We start from the raw sequence: 16442 nt of genomic DNA, 5'->3' as shown, positions 1-16442 counted from the left end.
CCATGAGCGCGTTCGAGCGTTACCTGACGCTCTGGGTGGCGGTTTGCATCGTGGTGGGCATCGCCCTCGGGCAATGGTTGCCGGGCCTGTTTCAGGCCATCGGGCGGCTGGAGGTGGCGCGCGTCAACCTGCCGGTGGGCCTGCTCATCTGGGTGATGATCATCCCGATGCTGGTGAAGGTGGACTTTGGCGCGCTGGGACAGGTGCGCCGCCATGTGCGCGGCATCGGGGTGACGCTGTTCGTCAACTGGCTGGTCAAGCCGTTTTTGATGGCGTTTCTGGCCTGGTTGTTCGTGCGCCAGTGGTTTGCGCCCTGGTTGCCCACGGAGCAGATCGACAGCTATGTGGCCGGCCTGATCTTGCTGGCGGCCGCGCCGTGCACGGCGATGGTGTTCGTCTGGAGCCGTCTGACCGGCGGCGACCCGCTGTTCACGCTGTCGCAGGTGGCCCTCAACGACACCATCATGGTGTTTGCCTTCGCGCCGCTGGTGGCCTTTTTGCTGGGCTTGTCGGCGATCACCGTGCCGTGGGACACCTTGCTCGTGTCGGTGGGGCTGTACATCGTGGTGCCCGTGCTGCTGGCCCAGGCGTGGCGGCGCCGGCTGCTCGCGCGCGGACCGCAGGTTCTGGGTGCCACCATGCGCCGCACGGGGCCGTGCTCCATCGCGGCGCTGCTGGCGACGCTGGTGCTGCTGTTCGCCTTTCAGGGCGAGCAGATTCTGCGGCAGCCGCTCGTGATCGCTCTGCTGGCGGTTCCCATCCTCATCCAGGTGGCGTTCAACTCGTCGCTGGCGTATTGGCTCAACCGGCGCGTGGGCGAGTCGCACGCCGTGGCATGCCCGTCGGCGTTGATCGGTGCGTCCAATTTCTTCGAGCTGGCCGTGGCGGCGGCGATCAGCCTGTTCGGCTTCGAGTCCGGTGCCGCCTTGGCCACCGTGGTGGGGGTGCTGATCGAAGTGCCGGTCATGCTGGCGGTGGTGTCGATCGTCAACCGCAGCAAGGGATGGTACGAGTCGGGTATCCGCCCATCACGGGCGTGACGGGGTTGATGGGTCGTAAATCATCGTCTTCCATCGATGGTTTCCACCAAAAAAATCGATGGAACCGCATGCCTGAGCGCGGCTACAGTTGAACGTTTGACGTCGTTTGACTGAAGGTCCGCATGCAAAGTCTGCTCGATCCCGCCATCCTGTTCTTCGTCTTTGGTGTGCTGGCCGGCGCGGTACGCTCCAACCTGGAGATCCCGCCGGCCATCGCCAAGTTCCTGTCGCTGTACCTGTTGATGGCGCTGGGGCTCAAGGGCGGGTTCGCGCTGGCGCAGGCGGGCTTCAACCCCGAGATCCTGCTGGGCATCGGCGCGGCCATGGCCATGGCGGTGATCGTGCCGTTGATGGGTTACGCGTTTTTGCGCCGCCACGTCTCGCGCCTGGACGCGGCGGCCGTGGCGGCGTGCTACGGGTCGGTCAGCGCGGTGACGTTCGTCACGGCGACGCAGTTTTTGACCAGCGCCGGGCTGGCCCCCGGCGGCCACATGACCGTGGCGATGGTGCTGATGGAGTCGCCGGCCATCATCGTCGCCGTGCTGCTGGCCAACGCCATCCGCAAGGAGCGCGGGGTGGACGGCTCGCCCGATCTGCGCATCGGGCACATCCTGCACGAATCCTTCACCGACGGCGCACAGATGCTGCTGCTGGGGTCGATGGTGATCGGCTACCTGAGCGGCGAGACCGGCAAGGCGGTGATGCAGCCGTTCTCGGGCGATCTGTTCAAGGGCATGCTGGCGTTCTTTTTGCTGGACATGGGCCTGATGGTGGCGCGCAACTTCCGCGAGGCGCGCAAGGCGTCGCCGGTGCTGCTGGCCTATGCGGGGCTGGCGCCTCTGGTGCACGCCAGCATCGCGCTGGGGTTGGCCACCGTGCTGGGCATGCCGGTGGGCGACGCGGTGCTGCTGATGGTGCTGTCGGCCAGCGCCTCGTACATCGTGGTGCCGGCGGTGCTGCGCTACGCGATCCCGGAGGCCAACCCGGCGCTGTACTTCGGGCTGAGCCTGGGGGTGACGTTCCCGTTCAACATCCTGATCGGTATCCCGCTGTACACCCAGGTGGCGCGCGCGGTGCTCGGCTGATCGGCGTGCGCGGCAGGTGTACGGGGCCGATGTGGTCATCCCCGTGATGCACTGGGGTTGGGAATACGAACCGCGGGCGAGCGCCCGCCAGCGCGCCCTGGCCCGGTGGATGATCGATGTCGGCGCCGATGCCGTGATCGGGGGGGCATCCCCATGTGGCCCAGGACACCGAGGTCTACCAAGGTCGCCCGATCATCTACGGCCTGGGCAATTTCGTGTTCGACGGCTTTCGTGCCCCGGAGACGACGACCGGCTGGCTGGTGCGCCTGACCGTCGATCGCCAGGGTGCCGTTCGCTGGACGGCGATGGACGTGCGCCTGGACCGCCACGGGGCGCCACATCCCCAGGCCGATCGGCCCGGGTGGTGCTGGGCGCGCGGCAGCGCAGAGGCCGTGCGCTGCCCGGTGCCGATCCCGCCCCGCTGATCCGTGGCGCCATTGGTGCGTGACGCACCGGCCCGGTGTCAGTCGTCCTCGTCCTCGTCGTCGTGGTGCCGGCCCTTGGCCGATGCCCCCGGCGCCGCGAGCGTCCAGCCCGACGTGGCAGTGCCCCCCGGCGCCGTGCGGGTTGGGGCGTTGGACCACTCCCACGCCCAGTAGGCCAGCACCGCCAGCACCAGCAGCAACGCCAGCGCGCCGTGGTTGCGCGTGACCAGATCCGGGCCGCGGCCCGGGGTGCGGCCGGTCAGCATCGGCCGCGCCAGGTTCTGCCGCCGCCACACGCTCAGCGCGGCGAGCAGCCCTAGGTGCGCCAGCACCAGCGCCAGCATCCCGTTGCCGAAAAACTCGTGCACTTCCTCCAGCCACTCGCCGCCCCAGTCGTGGAAGGTGGCCACGCCGCTGGCCACCAGCGGCGGCACCGCCAGCAGCAGCGCGGCGATGACGCCGGCCAGCGCCAGGTTCTGGCCCTGCCGGCCAGCGCCGGCCAGCGCGTTCCAGTCCCCCGTGCGCAGCGCCTGCAGCGTGGCGCGCGCCCACCCGGGGGCGGCGGCGAGCTTGCGCGCCAGCGCCGCCAGCCGCACGTGGCGCGGGCCGACGAGGCCGTACAGCACGCGCCAGCCCAGCAGCCCGGCCATCGTGTAGCCGAGCACGACGTGCACCAGCCGCCAGCGCTCGCCGTCGGCGGTGAGGTAGGCGCCGACGAAGCTGAGCGCGAACAGCCAGTGGAAGGCGCGCGTCGGCGCGTCGGTGACGCGCCGGCCGGGGGCCGGCGGGGTGGCCGCGGCGGCGCCGGTGGGGCGCTCGGGGAGATCGGGTCGGGTGGTGGCGAACATGGCGTCGGCTCCGGCAAAAGGGATCAGTCGTCCAGGAAGGCGCGGTGGTAGCGCGCCGGCAGGCCGGCGGGCATGCGCAGGTCGTGCGCGTCGAAGCGGCCCTGCTCGGCGCCGCCGTGGCAGGCGGCGCAGTTGGCCGCGCTCTTGACGCTGGGCAGGCGCCAGACGGCGTCGTCGAGCTGGCGGTGCTTGCGCTCGAACCAGGCGCTGCGCGTGATGCGGTCCTGCGGGGGCGGCTCGGGGCCGACGCGCTTGCCCGTTCCGGCGTGCGCCTGCAGCCAGGTGGCAAGCTGCCGCACCGTGGCGGGGTCGAGCGAGGCGTCGGTGCCGTAGTGGCGCTCGAGGCTGCCCATCAGCCGCTGCCACGACGCCGCCGGCAGCAGCCCGGGCGGGTAGGCGACGTGGCAGGCGCCGCACTCGCTGCGGTAGGCCGGGGGCACCTGGGCCGGCAGGCGCACGCCGTCGGCCAGCGCCGGCCACGCTGGCAGGGCGGTCAGCAGGGCGGCGGCGAGGCGCCGCGCGCGCGATCGTGTCGAGGGGGTGGTCATCGTCGGGGCTCCTTCGGGCGTCCGGGCGGGGTCAGCGCAGGCGGGTCAGCCAGGCCAGCACGTCGGCCTTCTCGGCGGCGGTGCAGGCGCGGCCGAGCACGTCGCCGCAGTTGCGCCGCAGCCACTTGTCGACCTTGGCGCGCTCGGTCAGCGCGTCCGGGTTGGCGGCGGGGGCCAGCGGCGGGATCGTCTTGCCGGTGCTGGCGTGGCGGCCGGCGCGGGTCGGCGGCTCGCCGTGGCAGCTGCTGCACGACCACTCGCCGCCGTGGCGCTGCGTGAACAGGCGCTGGCCGGCGGCGGCGTCCCCGGCGCGGCCGGCCTCGGCCTCGAAGCGGGCCAGCTCCGCCGCCGGCGTGGTGTCGCCGGCGCGGGCCAGCACGGCGGAGAGGGCCAGGATGGTCGCCAGCGCCGCGCGCGCGGCGGCCTTGCGGGTCGGTCGGGGGCATCGGATCGGGAGGGTCATGGTCGGCTCCTGGCATCGCGGTTCGGATGCGGGCAGGATGCCGGCAGGGGGCCGTCGCCAGCGTGAACGCGGCGTTCATCGGCGGTTAAGCTGGCGGGGGCAGCCTTGCGGCCATCCGGCCACGGGGCCGGGGCACGGGGCGGGGGCTGCCCGCCAAGGAGTCGAACATGAACGTCATCCTGACGAGGGGGCGCGTGATCGGGGCGGTCGTCGGCCTCGGTGCGCTGCTGGCCGGCCCGTTGCATGCGGCCGATCCGATCACCGCCGCGATGCAGCAGGCCTACGCGCCGTACCGCATGGCGCTGTTTCGCACCAACCAGAGCGACGTGGTGGCGGCGCGCGCCGCGGTGGCCGAGGCCCGCGCCGCCTGGCAGCGCGTGCTGCGCGAGCACGCCCAGCCCGCCGTGCCGTACGCCGGCGATCCGGAGTACGGGCGCACGCTGCAGCAGGTGGCGCAGGTGCTGGACGACGCCGCGGCGCGGGTGGAGGCGGGCCGGCTGCCGCAGGCGCACGAGCGGCTGGAGGCCGTGCGCGACCTGCTGGCCGCGCTGCGCCTGCGCAACCAGGTCACGGTCTTCAGCGACCCGATGAACGCCTACCACGAGGCGATGGAGGCGCTGCTGGAGCAGGGGCCGAAGCTGGTGGAGCAGCCGCAGGGCCGGCTGGCGCTGGCCGAGCACGCCGGCGTGCTGCACCACCTGGCGCAGCGGCTGCAGGCGCTGGCGCCGCCGGCGCTGCGCGCCGACCCCGAGTTCGGCCCGCTGCTGCAGGGTGTGCAGGCCTCGGTGCAGGCCCTGCGCGAGGCCTTGCGGCAGGGTGACGCCGACGCGGTGCGCAAGGCGCTGGGCGGCCTGAAGGGGCCCTACGCGCGCCTGTTCGTCAAGTTCGGCTGACCCGCGGCGCGCGCGGCCCCCGGCCGCGCGGGCGCCGTCAGGTTCAGTCGTCCAGCTCGATCTTGTAGGCGCGCAGCACGCCGCTGGCATCCAGCGTGCCCTTGACCTCGAGACGCAGGCCGGTGCGGATCTGCGCCAGCGAACCGTGCTCGACGTAGGCCTGGCTGGCGTCGACGGTGAGCGCGCCGTCCAGCACCAGCGTGGTGCCGCTGACCGCCGTCACCCAGCCCTTGCGCTTGACGGTGCCGTAGGTCGGCGAGGTGGTCGAGCCGCCGGAGCCGCCGCTGGACTTGATCTCGATCTGGCTGGCCAGCAACTGGCCGTTGACGTAGCGACCCTTGACCTCGACGTAGGTGCCCGCCACCAGCAGCGTGCGCGGGCCGCCGGTGACCAGCGTGCCCGGCTGCACGACGACGGTCTGCCCCAGCACAGTGAGGGTGTCGCCGGTGGCGGCGCTGATGATGCCCTTGAGCTCGAGGCGGTCGCCGCGTTCTTCCTCGCGGCTCTCCTCGAGTTTGAGGCGCAGCACGCGCAGGCTGCCGTCGGCCTGCCACTGGCCGTGCAGCTCGACCCGGCTGCCGACCTGCAGCGCGCCGGCGGGTGACGGGGGCAGGGTGCTCAAGTCGCAGCGCACGCCCGAGACCACGGCCGTCGTGCCCTGCACGCTCTGCACGTAGCCTTCGAGTTCGACGACGGCGGCCAGGTCGCTGACCGGCTGGCCGGTGGGCCGGGTGCCGAGGATGCGCGCCTCCGTGGTCACCAGCGGCAGTGTGGGCGTGGCGGTGGTGGTGCCGCGCACCTTGACCCACTGGCCCGCCGTCGGCAAGCTGGCGGTCGCCGGCCACTGCACCGTGACGCCGCGCACGGTCACGACGTTGCCCTGTACCGCGCTGACGGGGCCACGGATCGCGAATATGCCGGCCGCCTTGGTCTCTACCCGGGTGGCGGTGACCGAGCCGTCGGCGCCATCGAGGCCGTGCACCTCGACCCACTGGCCGACGGTCAGCGTCGCCGGGCTGGCCAGATCCGCCCACACCGTGGCGGCGCTCGGGGTGACGGGGATGCCGAGCACTGCGAAGGTGCCGCCGGCGTTGACCGCGGTCACCGGGCCGCGCAGGGTGGCGCCCACCTCAATGACGCTGGCCATGCCGCTCGTGCCATCCGGCCCGAGGCTGCCTTCCACGCGCGCCACCATCCCCAGGCCGAGGTCGCGGCGGTCGAAGACGTCGCTGTCTTCGCTTCGGTAGCGTGCCTGGCCGTCGTCGTAGCGCACGCCGTTGACGATCACGCTGCCAAAGCCGCTGATGCTGCCGTAGGCCAGCACGGCGCTGCCGCTCGGGGTGGGCGTGGTGGGACCGGTGGCGGTGCCGTCACCACCACCGCAGGCGGTCAGCCAGGGGGCCGTGGCCAAGCCGAGGGCTCCGCCCAGCCAAGCGCGGCGGGTCCAGGAGGTTGAGGAGGTTGTATCGAGGGGGAGGGTCATCGCGGGGCTCCTGTTGTTGCGGGGTGCATGCGCCTTATTGATTTTACCACTTGAACCATTTAAACATCGCGGGGCTCCTGTTGTTGCGGGGTGCATGCGCCGGTGTAGCGCTGCCGGCATGGTGGCCTCAGGTGGCTGAACCGATGATGAACGCCGCCGTCAGGCGGCCTTCAGGCAAAGCCGAAGTGGTGCGTGATGCGCTCGTGCAACAGCGCGCGGCAGGCGGCCTCGTCCCGCCCATCCAGCCGCGCGTGCAGTTCTGCGGCCATGGGCACGAAGGTGCGCACCACCTGCGGGTCGAAGTGGCTGCCGGCGTCGCGCTGCAGGATGTCCAGCACCTGGGGCAACGGCATCGGCTCTTTGTACGGGCGGCGCGAACACAGCGCATCGAACACGTCGGCCACGGCGAAGATGCGCGCCGCCAGCGGGATGGCCTCGCCGGCCAGCCGGCGCGGGTAGCCGGAACCGTCCCACTTCTCGTGGTGGCACGCGACCACCTGTGCGGCGGCCGCCAGCCACGGGATGTCGGCGACGATTTCCTCGCCCAGCGCGACGTGGGTGCGCATGACGCGCATCTCGTCGTCGTCGAGGCGGCCGGGCTTGAGCAGGATGCGGTCGGGGATGCCGATCTTGCCGACATCGTGCAGGAAGCTGCCGATGATGAGCGCGCGCATCGCATCGTCGCGCAAGCCCAGCGTCTCGCCCAGCCGGGCGGCGATCCAGGCCACGCGGTAGTTGTGCGCGCCGGTGTCGGAGTCGCGTTTGGCGATGGCGCGGCCGAGCGCCTCCATCATCGCCACGTGCGAGGCCAGCACCTGCTGCGCTTTGCGTTCGTTGTCACGCGACAGGTGCATGACGATGGGCGTGATCACCAGCCCGCACAGGATGGCCGCCAGCGCCGCCAGGGCCGCAGCGCCCAGCGCGTCGCCGCGCAGTTGGTCGCGCTGCCAGTCGGGCACAACGCGCACGCCCTCCACATAGCCGAGCAGGCCTGAGCCGGGTTGCTGCGCGTCGCGCCACACCGGCACGAACACGCGCAGCACCCAGCGGCCGTCGGGCAGGTGCATCGATTCGTAACCGGGGTGGGTGTGTTGCGGTCGGGCGTGGCGCTGCAACTGGGCTTCGACCGCCTCGCCGCGCGCGGTGGCGTGCTCGGCCAAGCGCTCACCGCGTTCGTCGTAGATCTCGGCGATGTCGAAAAAGCCGCCGGTCAGCAGCCGCGCGGCTTCTTCCGCGCGCTCCACCAGCGGGCGCGCGGTGTCGCCGGCGTTCATCTGCAGCACGGCGCGGCGCGACTCTTCCACCGCCAGGCCGACCGCTTCTTCCTCCAGGTTTTCGATCGAGACGACCCACGCCAACGCCGACACCAGCGCCGCCACGATCAGGGACACCGCCGCGATGCGCGAGGCAACGAGGCGGCGGTAGGTGCGCAGGGTGCTGGCCATGGGGCGGCGGTTGGTCGGCGGGCGGACGGGGTCAATCGTAACGCTTGACACCGGTGACCATGGCGCGCACCAGCGTGACGCGCTGCAAGCGGCCCATCACGAGCGCGGCCGCCGCATGCACGCCCGCGGCCATCAACAGCGTGTTGGCCAGTCCCTCGTGCAGCTCCTGCAGCCACTCCTCGCCAAAAAAGGCGTCCGTGCCCTGGAGCCAGCCCGTCACGCCCAGCGCCAGCACCAGGGCCATCAGTGCCAGCATCATCAGCGCGCCCAGCGGGTTGTGGCCCGGATGGTCGTCCGGCTGGCCGGCCAGCAGTCCGCGCACATGGGCGCGCAGCCGCGCCGGGGTGGGCCACCAGTCCGCAAAGCGGGCGTGGCGGCTGCCGATCACGCCCCACAGCAGGCGCAACCCCACCAGGGCCGCCGCTGCGTAGCCGACCCAGCGGTGCGGGGTTTCACCGGCTTCCAACACGAACTGGTTGAGCAGCACGCAGGCCACCAGGCTCCAGTGGAACAGGCGCACGACCGGATCCCAGACGTACAGCGAAGCGGGGCGTTGCATGACAGGGCTCCTGCGGGGGGCTTACTTGCGCTGCATTTCGGCGCCGGTGGCGGGGTCGAAGTAGATCTCGACTTTCTTGCCGGCCTTGTCGTGGCCGTAAATCTCGTAGCACTGGCCGGAGCTGACCTTGAAGGTCTTGATCTGGTAGCCCTGCTTTTCCACCATGGCGCGGAAGTCGGCTTCCTTCATCCATTTGTCTTTGGGGGCGTTGCATTGGGGGCCGGCCAGGGCGGCGCCGGCGGCCAGCGTCAGCGACAGAGCGGCGAGGGGGCAACGATGCGCATGAAAAACTCCTTGGAACAGGTCAGAGGGAACCGTGGGAGTCGAGATCAACCCACGGCGGCCAGTGTGCGCCGCCGTGCCTGAACGGCGCGTGAACGACACGGCCATGTACCGTTCAGGCACGGCTCGTGGCCGGCCCATCGCTCCGTCACGCCATGCGGTTCATGCCCGGTTCAGCCGTGCGCCGCTACCATGCCGGCATGCGTACGCAAGTAACCCCCGATGCCCCCCCGCGCGAGCGCCGGGTCCACGCCCCCGGGCGGGTGGCATGGGGGGCGCGCGCCGGGGCCGTGGGGCTGGCGGCCGCGCTGCTGGCCGTCGCCTGGTCGGGCGCGTGGGCCGATGGCGGCGGCGACCAGCGGCGCGCGCGCGAAGCCGTGCTGGCCGGCGAGATTCGGCCGCTGGCCGAGATCCTGCAGCGGGTGCAGCCGCAGTTGGGCGGCGAGGTCATCGCCACCGAACTGGAGCGCGAGCACGGCCGCTGGGTGTACGAATTCAAGGTGCTGCGCCCCGACGGGCGGCTGGTCGAGTGGTATGTGGATGCGCGCGACGGCAGCGTGCTCAAGACCGAAGTGAAGAAAGGCAAGCGGTGAGGGTGCTGCTGGTGGAAGATGAGGCGGCGCTGGCGCAGCGGCTGGCGGCCAGCCTGCGCGCGGCCGGCTACACGGTGGACGTGGCGGCCGACGGCCGCCGCGCGTGGGAGCTGGGCGGCGTGGAGCCCTACGACGCCATCGTGCTGGACCTGGGCCTGCCGCAACTGGACGGACTGACGGTGCTGCAGCGCTGGCGCGCCGAGGGGGTGACGGCGCCGGTGCTGATTCTGACCGCGCGCGACGCCTGGCAGGACAAGGTGGCCGGCATCGACGCCGGGGCGGACGACTACCTGACCAAGCCGTTCCATACCGAGGAGCTGCTGGCGCGCGTGCGCGCGCTGATCCGCCGTGCCCATGGTGCTGCGCACCCGGTGCTGCGCTGCGGCGCGCTGGAGCTGGACACGCGCCAGCAGCGCGCCAGCGTGGCGGGCCAGCCCCTCGTGCTGACGGCGCAGGAGCTGCGCGTGCTGTCGTACCTGATGCACCGCGCCGGCCAGGTGGTGCCGCGCACCGAGCTGGCCGAGCACCTGTACGGCAGCGACGCCGAGCGCGACTCCAACACCATCGAGGTGTTCGTCGCCCGGCTGCGGCGCAAGCTGCCGCCCGGCAGCATCGAGACGGTGCGGGGCCTGGGCTACCGGCTGGAGGCCGCCGGCGGATGAGGCGCTGGGCCGCCTCGCTGCGCTGGCGCCTGCTGCTGGCGGCGCTGCTGGCGGTGTCGTTGGCGCTGGTGCTGGCCGGGGTGGCGATCGCGCGGCTGTTCGAGCGCCACGTCACGCAGCAGTTCGACCTGCGGCTGCAGGACCAGCTGACGCAGCTGCTGGCGGCGCTGGAGCCGGATGCCGACGGGCAGCCGGTGCTGGCGCGGCCGCTGGCCGACCCGCGCTGGCAGCGCCCCTATGGCGGCCTGTACTGGCAGGTGCAGGCGGTGGGGCGCGCCGAGGCGGAGCCGGCGCTGCGCTCGCGCTCGCTGTGGGACGAGCGGCTGCCGCTGGCCGACGACACGCTGCCGGACGGCGCGTTGCACCGGCATGCGCTGCCCGGGCCAGCCGGGCAGCGGCTGCGGGCGCTGGAGCGCGCCGTCCAGTGGGGCGATCACGGGCCGCGCTGGCGCGTCGTCGTCGCCGCCGACACGCGCGAGCTGGAGCAGGCGCTGGGCGCCTTTCACGGTGCGCTGGCGCGGTCGCTGGCGGGGCTGGGCGCGGCGCTGCTGGCGGCGGTGGCGGCGCAGCTGTGGCTGGGCCTGCGGCCGCTGCGTGCGCTGCAGCATGCCGTGCAGCGTGTGCGCGACGGTCATGAGACGCGGCTGCAGGGGGCGTTCGCGGCCGAGGTGCAGCCGCTGGTGGAGGACTTCAACCGCGTGCTGGCGCACGACGAGCAGGGCGTGGAGCGCGCGCGGCGGCTGGCCGGCAACCTGGCGCACGCGATCAAGACCCCGCTGGCGGTGATCGGCACGCTGGCCGAGGAGTTGCAGCCGCGCGAGCCGGCCCTCGCCACCGCGCTGCAGGAGCAGGTGCAGCGCCTGCGCGAACAGGTGGACTGGCACCTGCGCCGCGCGCGCGCCGCCAGCGCTGCCCACCCGGCGCGTCCCACGCCGGTGCAGCCGGTGCTGGAGGGGCTGCTGCGCGTGATGCGCAAGGTGCACGCCCATGCGCCGCAGCGCCCCGACGAGGGGGCCGAGTTGGCGTGGGATGTCGAGGTCACGCCGCCCGGCCTGGCCTTTGCCGGCGAAGCGCATGATTTGCAGGAAATCGCCGGCAACCTGCTGGACAACGCCGGCAAATGGGCGCGCACGCGCGTCGAGGTGCGGGCCTGGCAGGAGGGGCCGTGGTGGGTGCTGTGCGTGCAAGACGACGGCCCGGGGCTGACGCCCGAGCAGTGTGCGGCCGTGCTGCAGCGCGGCGTGCGCGCGGACGAACGCGCCCCCGGTGCCGGCTTGGGTCTGGATATCGTGCGCGAGGTGGTGTCGTTGTACAGCGGACAGTTGCAGTTGCAACGTTCGCCCTGGGGTGGCCTGGCGGTGCAGGTGCGCCTGCCCGCCGCGGCGTGAGCGTGCCGTCCGTCGGGGCGACGAACGGCGGCACGGCGTTGCCATCCACCGGGAACTTTGGCCAGCGTGCGCGGCTCCCACGCAGCGTGCGTCGTCGTTGGGTTTGACGTGACCGCGAAGCGCGGCAATGGGCGGCTGGTTGCAACGCCACTTGCCAGAACGACCGACCGGGGCGGTTCTCCTCCTCCCTCCCTCCTCCTGTTGTCTCGGCCGGGGCTTCGCGGTCTTTTTTTATGTTCGGCGCCCGGCCCCGGGCGGCTGTCAGGCGCGCGGCGGCACGGTATCGGCAAAGCTGGGGCGCTGCATCAGCCGCTCGTACAGCCGCGCCAGGTTGGGGTAGGTGGTGCGCCAGTCGATGCTGGGGAAACGGAAGTCCAAGTACCCCAGCGCCACGCCGACCGCGATGTCCGCCAGCGTCAGGTGCACGCCGTGGCAGTGGGGGCGGTCGCCCAGCCCCAGGCTCATGGCCTTGAGCGCACGCTGCACCGCGGCGAGCTGGCGCTCGATCCAGGCTTGGCAGCGCTGCGCGTCGCTGCGTCCGACCCATGCCTGCTCCATGCGGGCGGCCACGGCGGCGTCGAGCACGCCATCGGCCAGCGCCTCCCAGGTTTTGACCTCGGCACGCTCGCGCCCGGCGGCCGGAATCAGCTTGCCCACCGGCGACAGGGTGTCCAAGTACTCGACGATGACGCGCGAGTCGAACACCGCCTCGCCCCCCTCCATCACCAGGCACGGCACTTTGCCCAGTGGGTTGGCGTCGGGTACGGTGGAGTCGGCGGCCCAGGGGTCGGCCAGCTCGAGCTGGAAGTCGAGCTTTTTTTCGGCCATGACGATGCGCACCTTGCGCACGTAGGGGCTGGTGAGGCTGCCGATGAGCTTGAGTTTCATGGTGTCGAGGATCCGCTGTGGCCGCGCCCACCACCCGCAACCGGGCGGGGCGCCGGGCTGCCGATTGTACGGATTGGCTGCGCGCGGCGCCTGGCGGGGGGTGGTAGGCGCCTACAATCGCGAGCTACTATGCAAGCCCACGCTGACGCCTCCCTTGCCGCGGCGGATGCCGCCCTGACCGCCCTGAGCCCGCTGGATGGGCGCTACACCGCCAAGCTGGCTGCGCTGCGCCCCATTTTCAGCGAATACGGCTTCATGCACCGCCGCGTGCAGGTGGAGCTGACGTGGTTCGAGCGGCTCAGCGACCTGGGCCTGCCGGAGTTTGCCCCGCTGTCGGCAGCGGCGCGCGCGCACCTGCGGCGTGTCGTGCGCGACTTCTCGCCGGCCGATGCGGCCGCCATCAAGGCCATTGAAAAAACCACCAACCACGACGTCAAGGCGGTGGAGTACTGGATCCGCGGCCACGCCGAGTTGGGCGTGCCGGGCGTGTTTGCAGGCTGGCCGGAACTGCAGCGCGCCGGCGAATTCGTGCACTTTGCCTGCACCAGCGAAGACATCAACAACACCAGCCACGCGCTGCAACTGCAAGCCGGGCGTGCCGTGCTGCTGCAGGGGCTGGACGCCATCATCGAGCGCCTGCGCGACGCCGCGCACGCCTGGGCCGAGCAGCCGATGCTGAGCCGCACGCACGGCCAAACCGCCAGCCCCACCACGGTCGGCAAGGAGCTGGCCAACGTGGTGGCGCGGCTGCAAACGGCGCGCGCGCGCATCGCGGCGGTGCCGTTGCTGGCCAAGATGAACGGCGCGGTGGGCAACTACAACGCGCACCTGGCGGCGTACCCGCAGGTGGATTGGGAAGCCTTTGCGCGCAGCGTGGTGGAAACGCCAGCGCCGGGGCCCGATACCCCACCCGACGCCCCGATCGGGCTGGGGTTGACGTTCCAGCCGTACAGCATTCAGATCGAGCCGCACGACTACATGGCCGAGCTGTTCGACGCCGTGGCGCGCAGCAACGTCATCCTGATCGACCTGGCGCGCGACGTCTGGGGCTACATCAGCCTGGGCTACTTCAAGCAAAAGCTGAAGGCGGGTGAGATCGGCTCGTCGACGATGCCGCACAAGGTCAACCCGATCGATTTCGAAAACGCCGAGGGCAACCTGGGCCTGGCCAACGCGCTGCTGCGCCACCTGAGCGACAAGCTGCCGATCAGCCGCTGGCAGCGCGACCTGACCGACTCGACCGTGCTGCGCAACATGGGCGTGGCGCTGGGCTACGCGGTGTTGGCGCATCAATCGCTGCTGACGGGGCTGGGCAAGCTGGAGCTCAACGCCGCGGCGCTGGCGGCCGACCTGGATGCGGCCTGGGAGGTGCTGGCCGAGCCGATCCAGACGGTGATGCGCCGCTACGGCGTGCCCGGCGCCTACGAGCGGCTGAAAGAGGCCACGCGCGGCCAGGCCGTCACGCGCGAGGCGCTGCACGCGCTCATCGACGGCTTGCCGATCCCCGAGGCCGAAAAAGCCCGCCTGCGCGCGCTGACGCCAGCGGCCTACACCGGCCAGGCGGCGCGGCTGGCGCAGCGTATCTGAGCGTACAGCCGGGGCACGCGCCGCTGCGTGCTGCCCAGCTTCAGCGCGTCGGGGCAGGCGGTGCGGCCGGCGTGGCCGCGGGTGGCGCGTCTGTGCTGCGCTGCTCCAGCGCCCGCTCGGCGTACACGTTGAAGCGCCACGCGCTGCCTTCGCGCGTGATGCGCCGCCACACGGCGCGCTTTTCGCCGGGGGTCAGCGCCGGCCAGCGGGTCACCTCGTCGTGCGTGCGCCCGCAGCCCTTGCAGACGGCGTCACCCTGGTTGGTGGAGCAAATGGCGATGCAGGGTGTGTCCGGCGTGGTGTCGTACCAGGCGCGCCAGGCCTCGTAGGCGGGGCGTGGCATGGTGTGCTCGTCGGCCTCGTCCTCGCCGTAGTGAATCATCAGCGCGTACACCTCGGCCAACGCGCGCAGCGGCGCAGGCAGCGTGACGCCGTCGGGCGACGGCTGGCGGGCGCGCCAGTAGTTGATCGCGGCTTCGATGTCCGTGATGTGGATACCGGCCATGGGTGGGGTTGTCGCTCGCAAAGTCGTGCTCACCAAGGGTGCGCATGATAGCCGCTGCGGCTCACGTGGCCGGTGCGCGTGCCTGCGGTGCCACCCGCATCATCGCTGGCGGCGCAGCGCGGCTTCGCGCTCGCGCAGCACGGCTTCGACGTGGCGCACGCGGGCGTCGAGCACCGCCAGCTCCTGCCAATCGTCGCTGCGCTGTTGGGCCGCCAGGCGTTGGGTGGCGCGAAAGCGGTCCAGCGCGCCGGTTTCGTCCAGCAGCGCCAGCCGGGCTTCGCCTTCGGCGCGGCCGGCCCGCACGGGGTAGCCCAGCGCGCGCTGCACGCCGGCCAGCACCTCCCAGGCCTGGGCGTCGTCGGGGCGTTGCACGCACCAGGCTTGCAGCCGCTGCGCGCACGCGCGCCGCAGCTCACCGTCGCCGCCGCGGGTGGCGGCCTGCGCGGCCAGCAGCAGACCGGCGCGCGTACCGTCGTCCAGCGCCGTGCGCGCCAGCGCCGGCAGGCTGGCGCGCGCGGCGGGGTCGAGCGTGGCTTCGGGGTGCAGCAGCGTCAGCAGCTCCAGCCGCAGCCAGCGTGCGGCGCGCTGCGCGGCGGCGTCGTCGGCGGGCAAGCTGCGCTGCAGCGCGGCCTGGGCGGCCAGTGCGGCGGCGGGCTCGCGCAGCAGGCCGTGCGCCAGCGCCGCGGCGTAGGCGTTGGCGGGGTCGTCCGGGCGCAGCGCGCGGGCGTGGGTGCGCAGTCGGTCGGGCGCCGGGTCGGCTAACACGCGCGCGCGCGCGGCCATCGCGGCATACCACTGCGGCGAAACGCTGGTGGTGGGCGGGTTGGCGGGCTGCAGTTGCAGCCGCGCGCGCATATCGGCGATGCGCTCGGTGGTCAGGGGGTGGCTGCGCAGGTACGGGAAGCTGCCGTCGTCGTTGAGGCGGGCCGACTGTTGCAGCCGCTCGAACATGCCGATGAAGCCCTGGCCGTCGAAGCCGGCGGCCTGCAGCACCGCCAGCCCGATGCGGTCGGCTTCGCGCTCCATGTCGCGCGAAAAGTTGAGCTGCCCTTGCACCGCCAGCGCCTGGCCGCCGGCCACCGCCGCGCCGGCGATGTCGGCGTTTTTGGCCGCGCTGGCCGCCAGCGCTCCCAGGATCATCGCGGCCAGCACCAGCGGGGCCTGCTGGCTTTGGCGTGTCAGCAGCCGCGCGATGTGGCGCTGGGTGACGTGGCTCATTTCATGCGCCAGCACGCTGGCCAGTTCGTCGGCGCGTTGCGTGACCCCGATCAAGCCCAGGTGGATGCCCAGGTAGCCGCCCGGCAGCGCAAAGGCGTTGACGGTGGGGTCGCGGCCCAGCAGCAGCCGCCAAGCGTAGCGCTGCGCCAGCTCGTCGCTGAGTTCGCCGCGCTGGCGTGCGCCGGCCAGCAGCGGTTGCCACAGCGCCTGCAGCAGCTCGGCCAGCGCGGGGTCGTCCAGGTAGGCCGGGTCGCGGTAGATGGCGCGGGCGATCTGGTCGCCCAGTTCGCGTTCTTCGGCCAGCGTCATGTCGCCGCCGTCGCCCAGCGCCGGCAGGGGCGCGGTCTGCGCGTGGGCTGCTGTGGGCAGCCATGGCCACAGCGCCGCCGCCACCGGCACGGCAAAGGCGCTGCGCAGGGCTTGCGTCAGCCAATGGCGCCGTGTGCAGGCCCACGGGCGCAGCGCACACCCGTGCGTGGGGGTGGGGGATGCCTGTGGGGTGCCTGTGAGGGGTCGCATGGCCGTATGAT

Annotated in this window: 18 protein-coding genes and 1 pseudogene; 9 read left to right on the top strand and 10 right to left on the bottom strand. The window is 72.2% G+C overall.

The genetic code is table 11. The features are described 5' to 3' along the window. Positions 1-2 precede the first annotated feature (2 nt). From arsB to Taqua_RS02855, 4 genes and pseudogenes are all read left to right on the top strand, one after another. Entirely contained in the window at positions 3-1040 is a 1038-nt protein-coding gene (arsB, locus tag Taqua_RS02865) for an ACR3 family arsenite efflux transporter (RefSeq protein WP_144324596.1), read from the top strand. Positions 1041-1162: 122 nt separating this feature from the next. Then, positions 1163-2125 carry a sodium-dependent bicarbonate transport family permease gene (locus tag Taqua_RS02860; protein WP_068607299.1) on the top strand — a complete coding sequence of 321 codons (963 nt, stop codon included), beginning with the start codon at positions 1163-1165 and terminating at the stop codon, positions 2123-2125. 10 nt (positions 2126-2135) lie between these two features. Further along, positions 2136-2264: pseudogene (locus Taqua_RS13765) on the top strand (CapA family protein); the annotation flags it as partial. Between the two features lie 16 nt (positions 2265-2280). After that, the gene (locus Taqua_RS02855; RefSeq protein ID WP_068607298.1) at positions 2281-2550 is read left to right on the top strand and encodes a CapA family protein; all 270 of its coding nucleotides are present in this window, start codon (positions 2281-2283) and stop codon (positions 2548-2550) included. 38 nt (positions 2551-2588) lie between these two features. Here Taqua_RS02855 and Taqua_RS02850 read toward each other — a convergent pair whose 3' ends face one another. The 3 genes from Taqua_RS02850 to Taqua_RS02840 are packed head-to-tail and all read right to left on the bottom strand — an operon-like array spanning position 2589 to position 4409. Further along, positions 2589-3398: a cytochrome b/b6 domain-containing protein gene (locus tag Taqua_RS02850; RefSeq protein ID WP_144324542.1), complete on the bottom strand. Its 810-nt coding sequence runs from the start codon at positions 3396-3398 to the stop codon at positions 2589-2591. Positions 3399-3421: 23 nt separating this feature from the next. Next, positions 3422-3946 (bottom strand): diheme cytochrome c, encoded by a 525-nt coding sequence (locus Taqua_RS02845; protein WP_132962577.1) that lies wholly within the window; start codon positions 3944-3946, stop codon positions 3422-3424. A gap of 31 nt (positions 3947-3977) precedes the next feature. After that, positions 3978-4409, bottom strand: coding sequence for a DUF1924 domain-containing protein (locus tag Taqua_RS02840; protein ID WP_144324540.1), 432 nt, complete (start codon positions 4407-4409; stop codon positions 3978-3980). A 167-nt stretch (positions 4410-4576) separates the two neighbouring features. Between Taqua_RS02840 and Taqua_RS02835 the strand changes: the two genes are divergently transcribed. After that, positions 4577-5302: a hypothetical protein gene (locus Taqua_RS02835; RefSeq protein ID WP_144324538.1), complete on the top strand. Its 726-nt coding sequence runs from the start codon at positions 4577-4579 to the stop codon at positions 5300-5302. 43 nt (positions 5303-5345) lie between these two features. Here the strand turns inward: Taqua_RS02835 and Taqua_RS02830 are convergent, their stop codons facing one another. From Taqua_RS02830 to Taqua_RS13750, 4 genes are all read right to left on the bottom strand, one after another. Next, positions 5346-6713 carry a DUF5666 domain-containing protein gene (locus tag Taqua_RS02830; protein ID WP_144324536.1) on the bottom strand — a complete coding sequence of 456 codons (1368 nt, stop codon included), beginning with the start codon at positions 6711-6713 and terminating at the stop codon, positions 5346-5348. A gap of 242 nt (positions 6714-6955) precedes the next feature. Further along, positions 6956-8230, bottom strand: a complete 1275-nt coding sequence (locus tag Taqua_RS02825) for an HD-GYP domain-containing protein (RefSeq protein WP_246094590.1) — start codon at positions 8228-8230, stop codon at positions 6956-6958. Between the two features lie 31 nt (positions 8231-8261). Beyond that, positions 8262-8789 (bottom strand): cytochrome b/b6 domain-containing protein, encoded by a 528-nt coding sequence (locus Taqua_RS02820; RefSeq protein WP_144324534.1) that lies wholly within the window; start codon positions 8787-8789, stop codon positions 8262-8264. A 21-nt stretch (positions 8790-8810) separates the two neighbouring features. After that, positions 8811-9179, bottom strand: coding sequence for a PepSY domain-containing protein (locus Taqua_RS13750; protein ID WP_144324592.1), 369 nt, complete (start codon positions 9177-9179; stop codon positions 8811-8813). 92 nt (positions 9180-9271) lie between these two features. Here Taqua_RS13750 and Taqua_RS02810 point away from each other — a divergent pair, with 92 nt between their 5' ends. From Taqua_RS02810 to Taqua_RS02800, 3 genes are read left to right on the top strand one after another with little or no spacing between them, the layout of a single operon-like run. Then, positions 9272-9664: a PepSY domain-containing protein gene (locus Taqua_RS02810; protein WP_144324532.1), complete on the top strand. Its 393-nt coding sequence runs from the start codon at positions 9272-9274 to the stop codon at positions 9662-9664. Next, on the top strand, positions 9661-10326 hold the full coding sequence (locus Taqua_RS02805; protein WP_068607291.1) for a response regulator: 666 nt from the start codon (positions 9661-9663) through the stop codon (positions 10324-10326). The genes Taqua_RS02810 and Taqua_RS02805 overlap by 4 nt, the downstream gene beginning before the upstream one ends. Then, on the top strand, positions 10323-11714 hold the full coding sequence (locus Taqua_RS02800; RefSeq protein ID WP_144324530.1) for a sensor histidine kinase: 1392 nt from the start codon (positions 10323-10325) through the stop codon (positions 11712-11714). The genes Taqua_RS02805 and Taqua_RS02800 overlap by 4 nt, the downstream gene beginning before the upstream one ends. 261 nt (positions 11715-11975) lie before the next feature. Here Taqua_RS02800 and Taqua_RS02795 read toward each other — a convergent pair whose 3' ends face one another. Beyond that, a complete protein-coding gene (locus tag Taqua_RS02795; RefSeq protein ID WP_132962572.1) occupies positions 11976-12602 on the bottom strand; it encodes a glutathione S-transferase N-terminal domain-containing protein in 627 nt (208 codons plus the stop codon). A gap of 129 nt (positions 12603-12731) precedes the next feature. On the opposite strand from Taqua_RS02795, the gene purB reads away from it, so the two are divergent. Continuing rightward, entirely contained in the window at positions 12732-14189 is a 1458-nt protein-coding gene (gene purB / locus Taqua_RS02790; RefSeq protein WP_144324528.1) for an adenylosuccinate lyase, read from the top strand. A 40-nt stretch (positions 14190-14229) separates the two neighbouring features. Here the strand turns inward: purB and Taqua_RS02785 are convergent, their stop codons facing one another. Both Taqua_RS02785 and Taqua_RS02780 read right to left on the bottom strand, forming a co-directional pair. Further along, on the bottom strand, positions 14230-14694 hold the full coding sequence (locus Taqua_RS02785) for a DUF3717 domain-containing protein (protein WP_132962594.1): 465 nt from the start codon (positions 14692-14694) through the stop codon (positions 14230-14232). Positions 14695-14793: 99 nt separating this feature from the next. After that, on the bottom strand, positions 14794-16431 hold the full coding sequence (locus Taqua_RS02780; protein WP_144324526.1) for a M48 family metalloprotease: 1638 nt from the start codon (positions 16429-16431) through the stop codon (positions 14794-14796). Positions 16432-16442: the final 11 nt, after the last annotated feature.

It is taken from the genome of Tepidimonas aquatica (assembly GCF_007556585.1).
Taxonomy (GTDB): Bacteria; Pseudomonadota; Gammaproteobacteria; order Burkholderiales; family Burkholderiaceae_C; genus Tepidimonas; species Tepidimonas aquatica.
The sequence above is the reverse complement of the archived record's forward strand: the minus strand, read 5'-3'. Positions and strand labels throughout refer to the sequence as shown.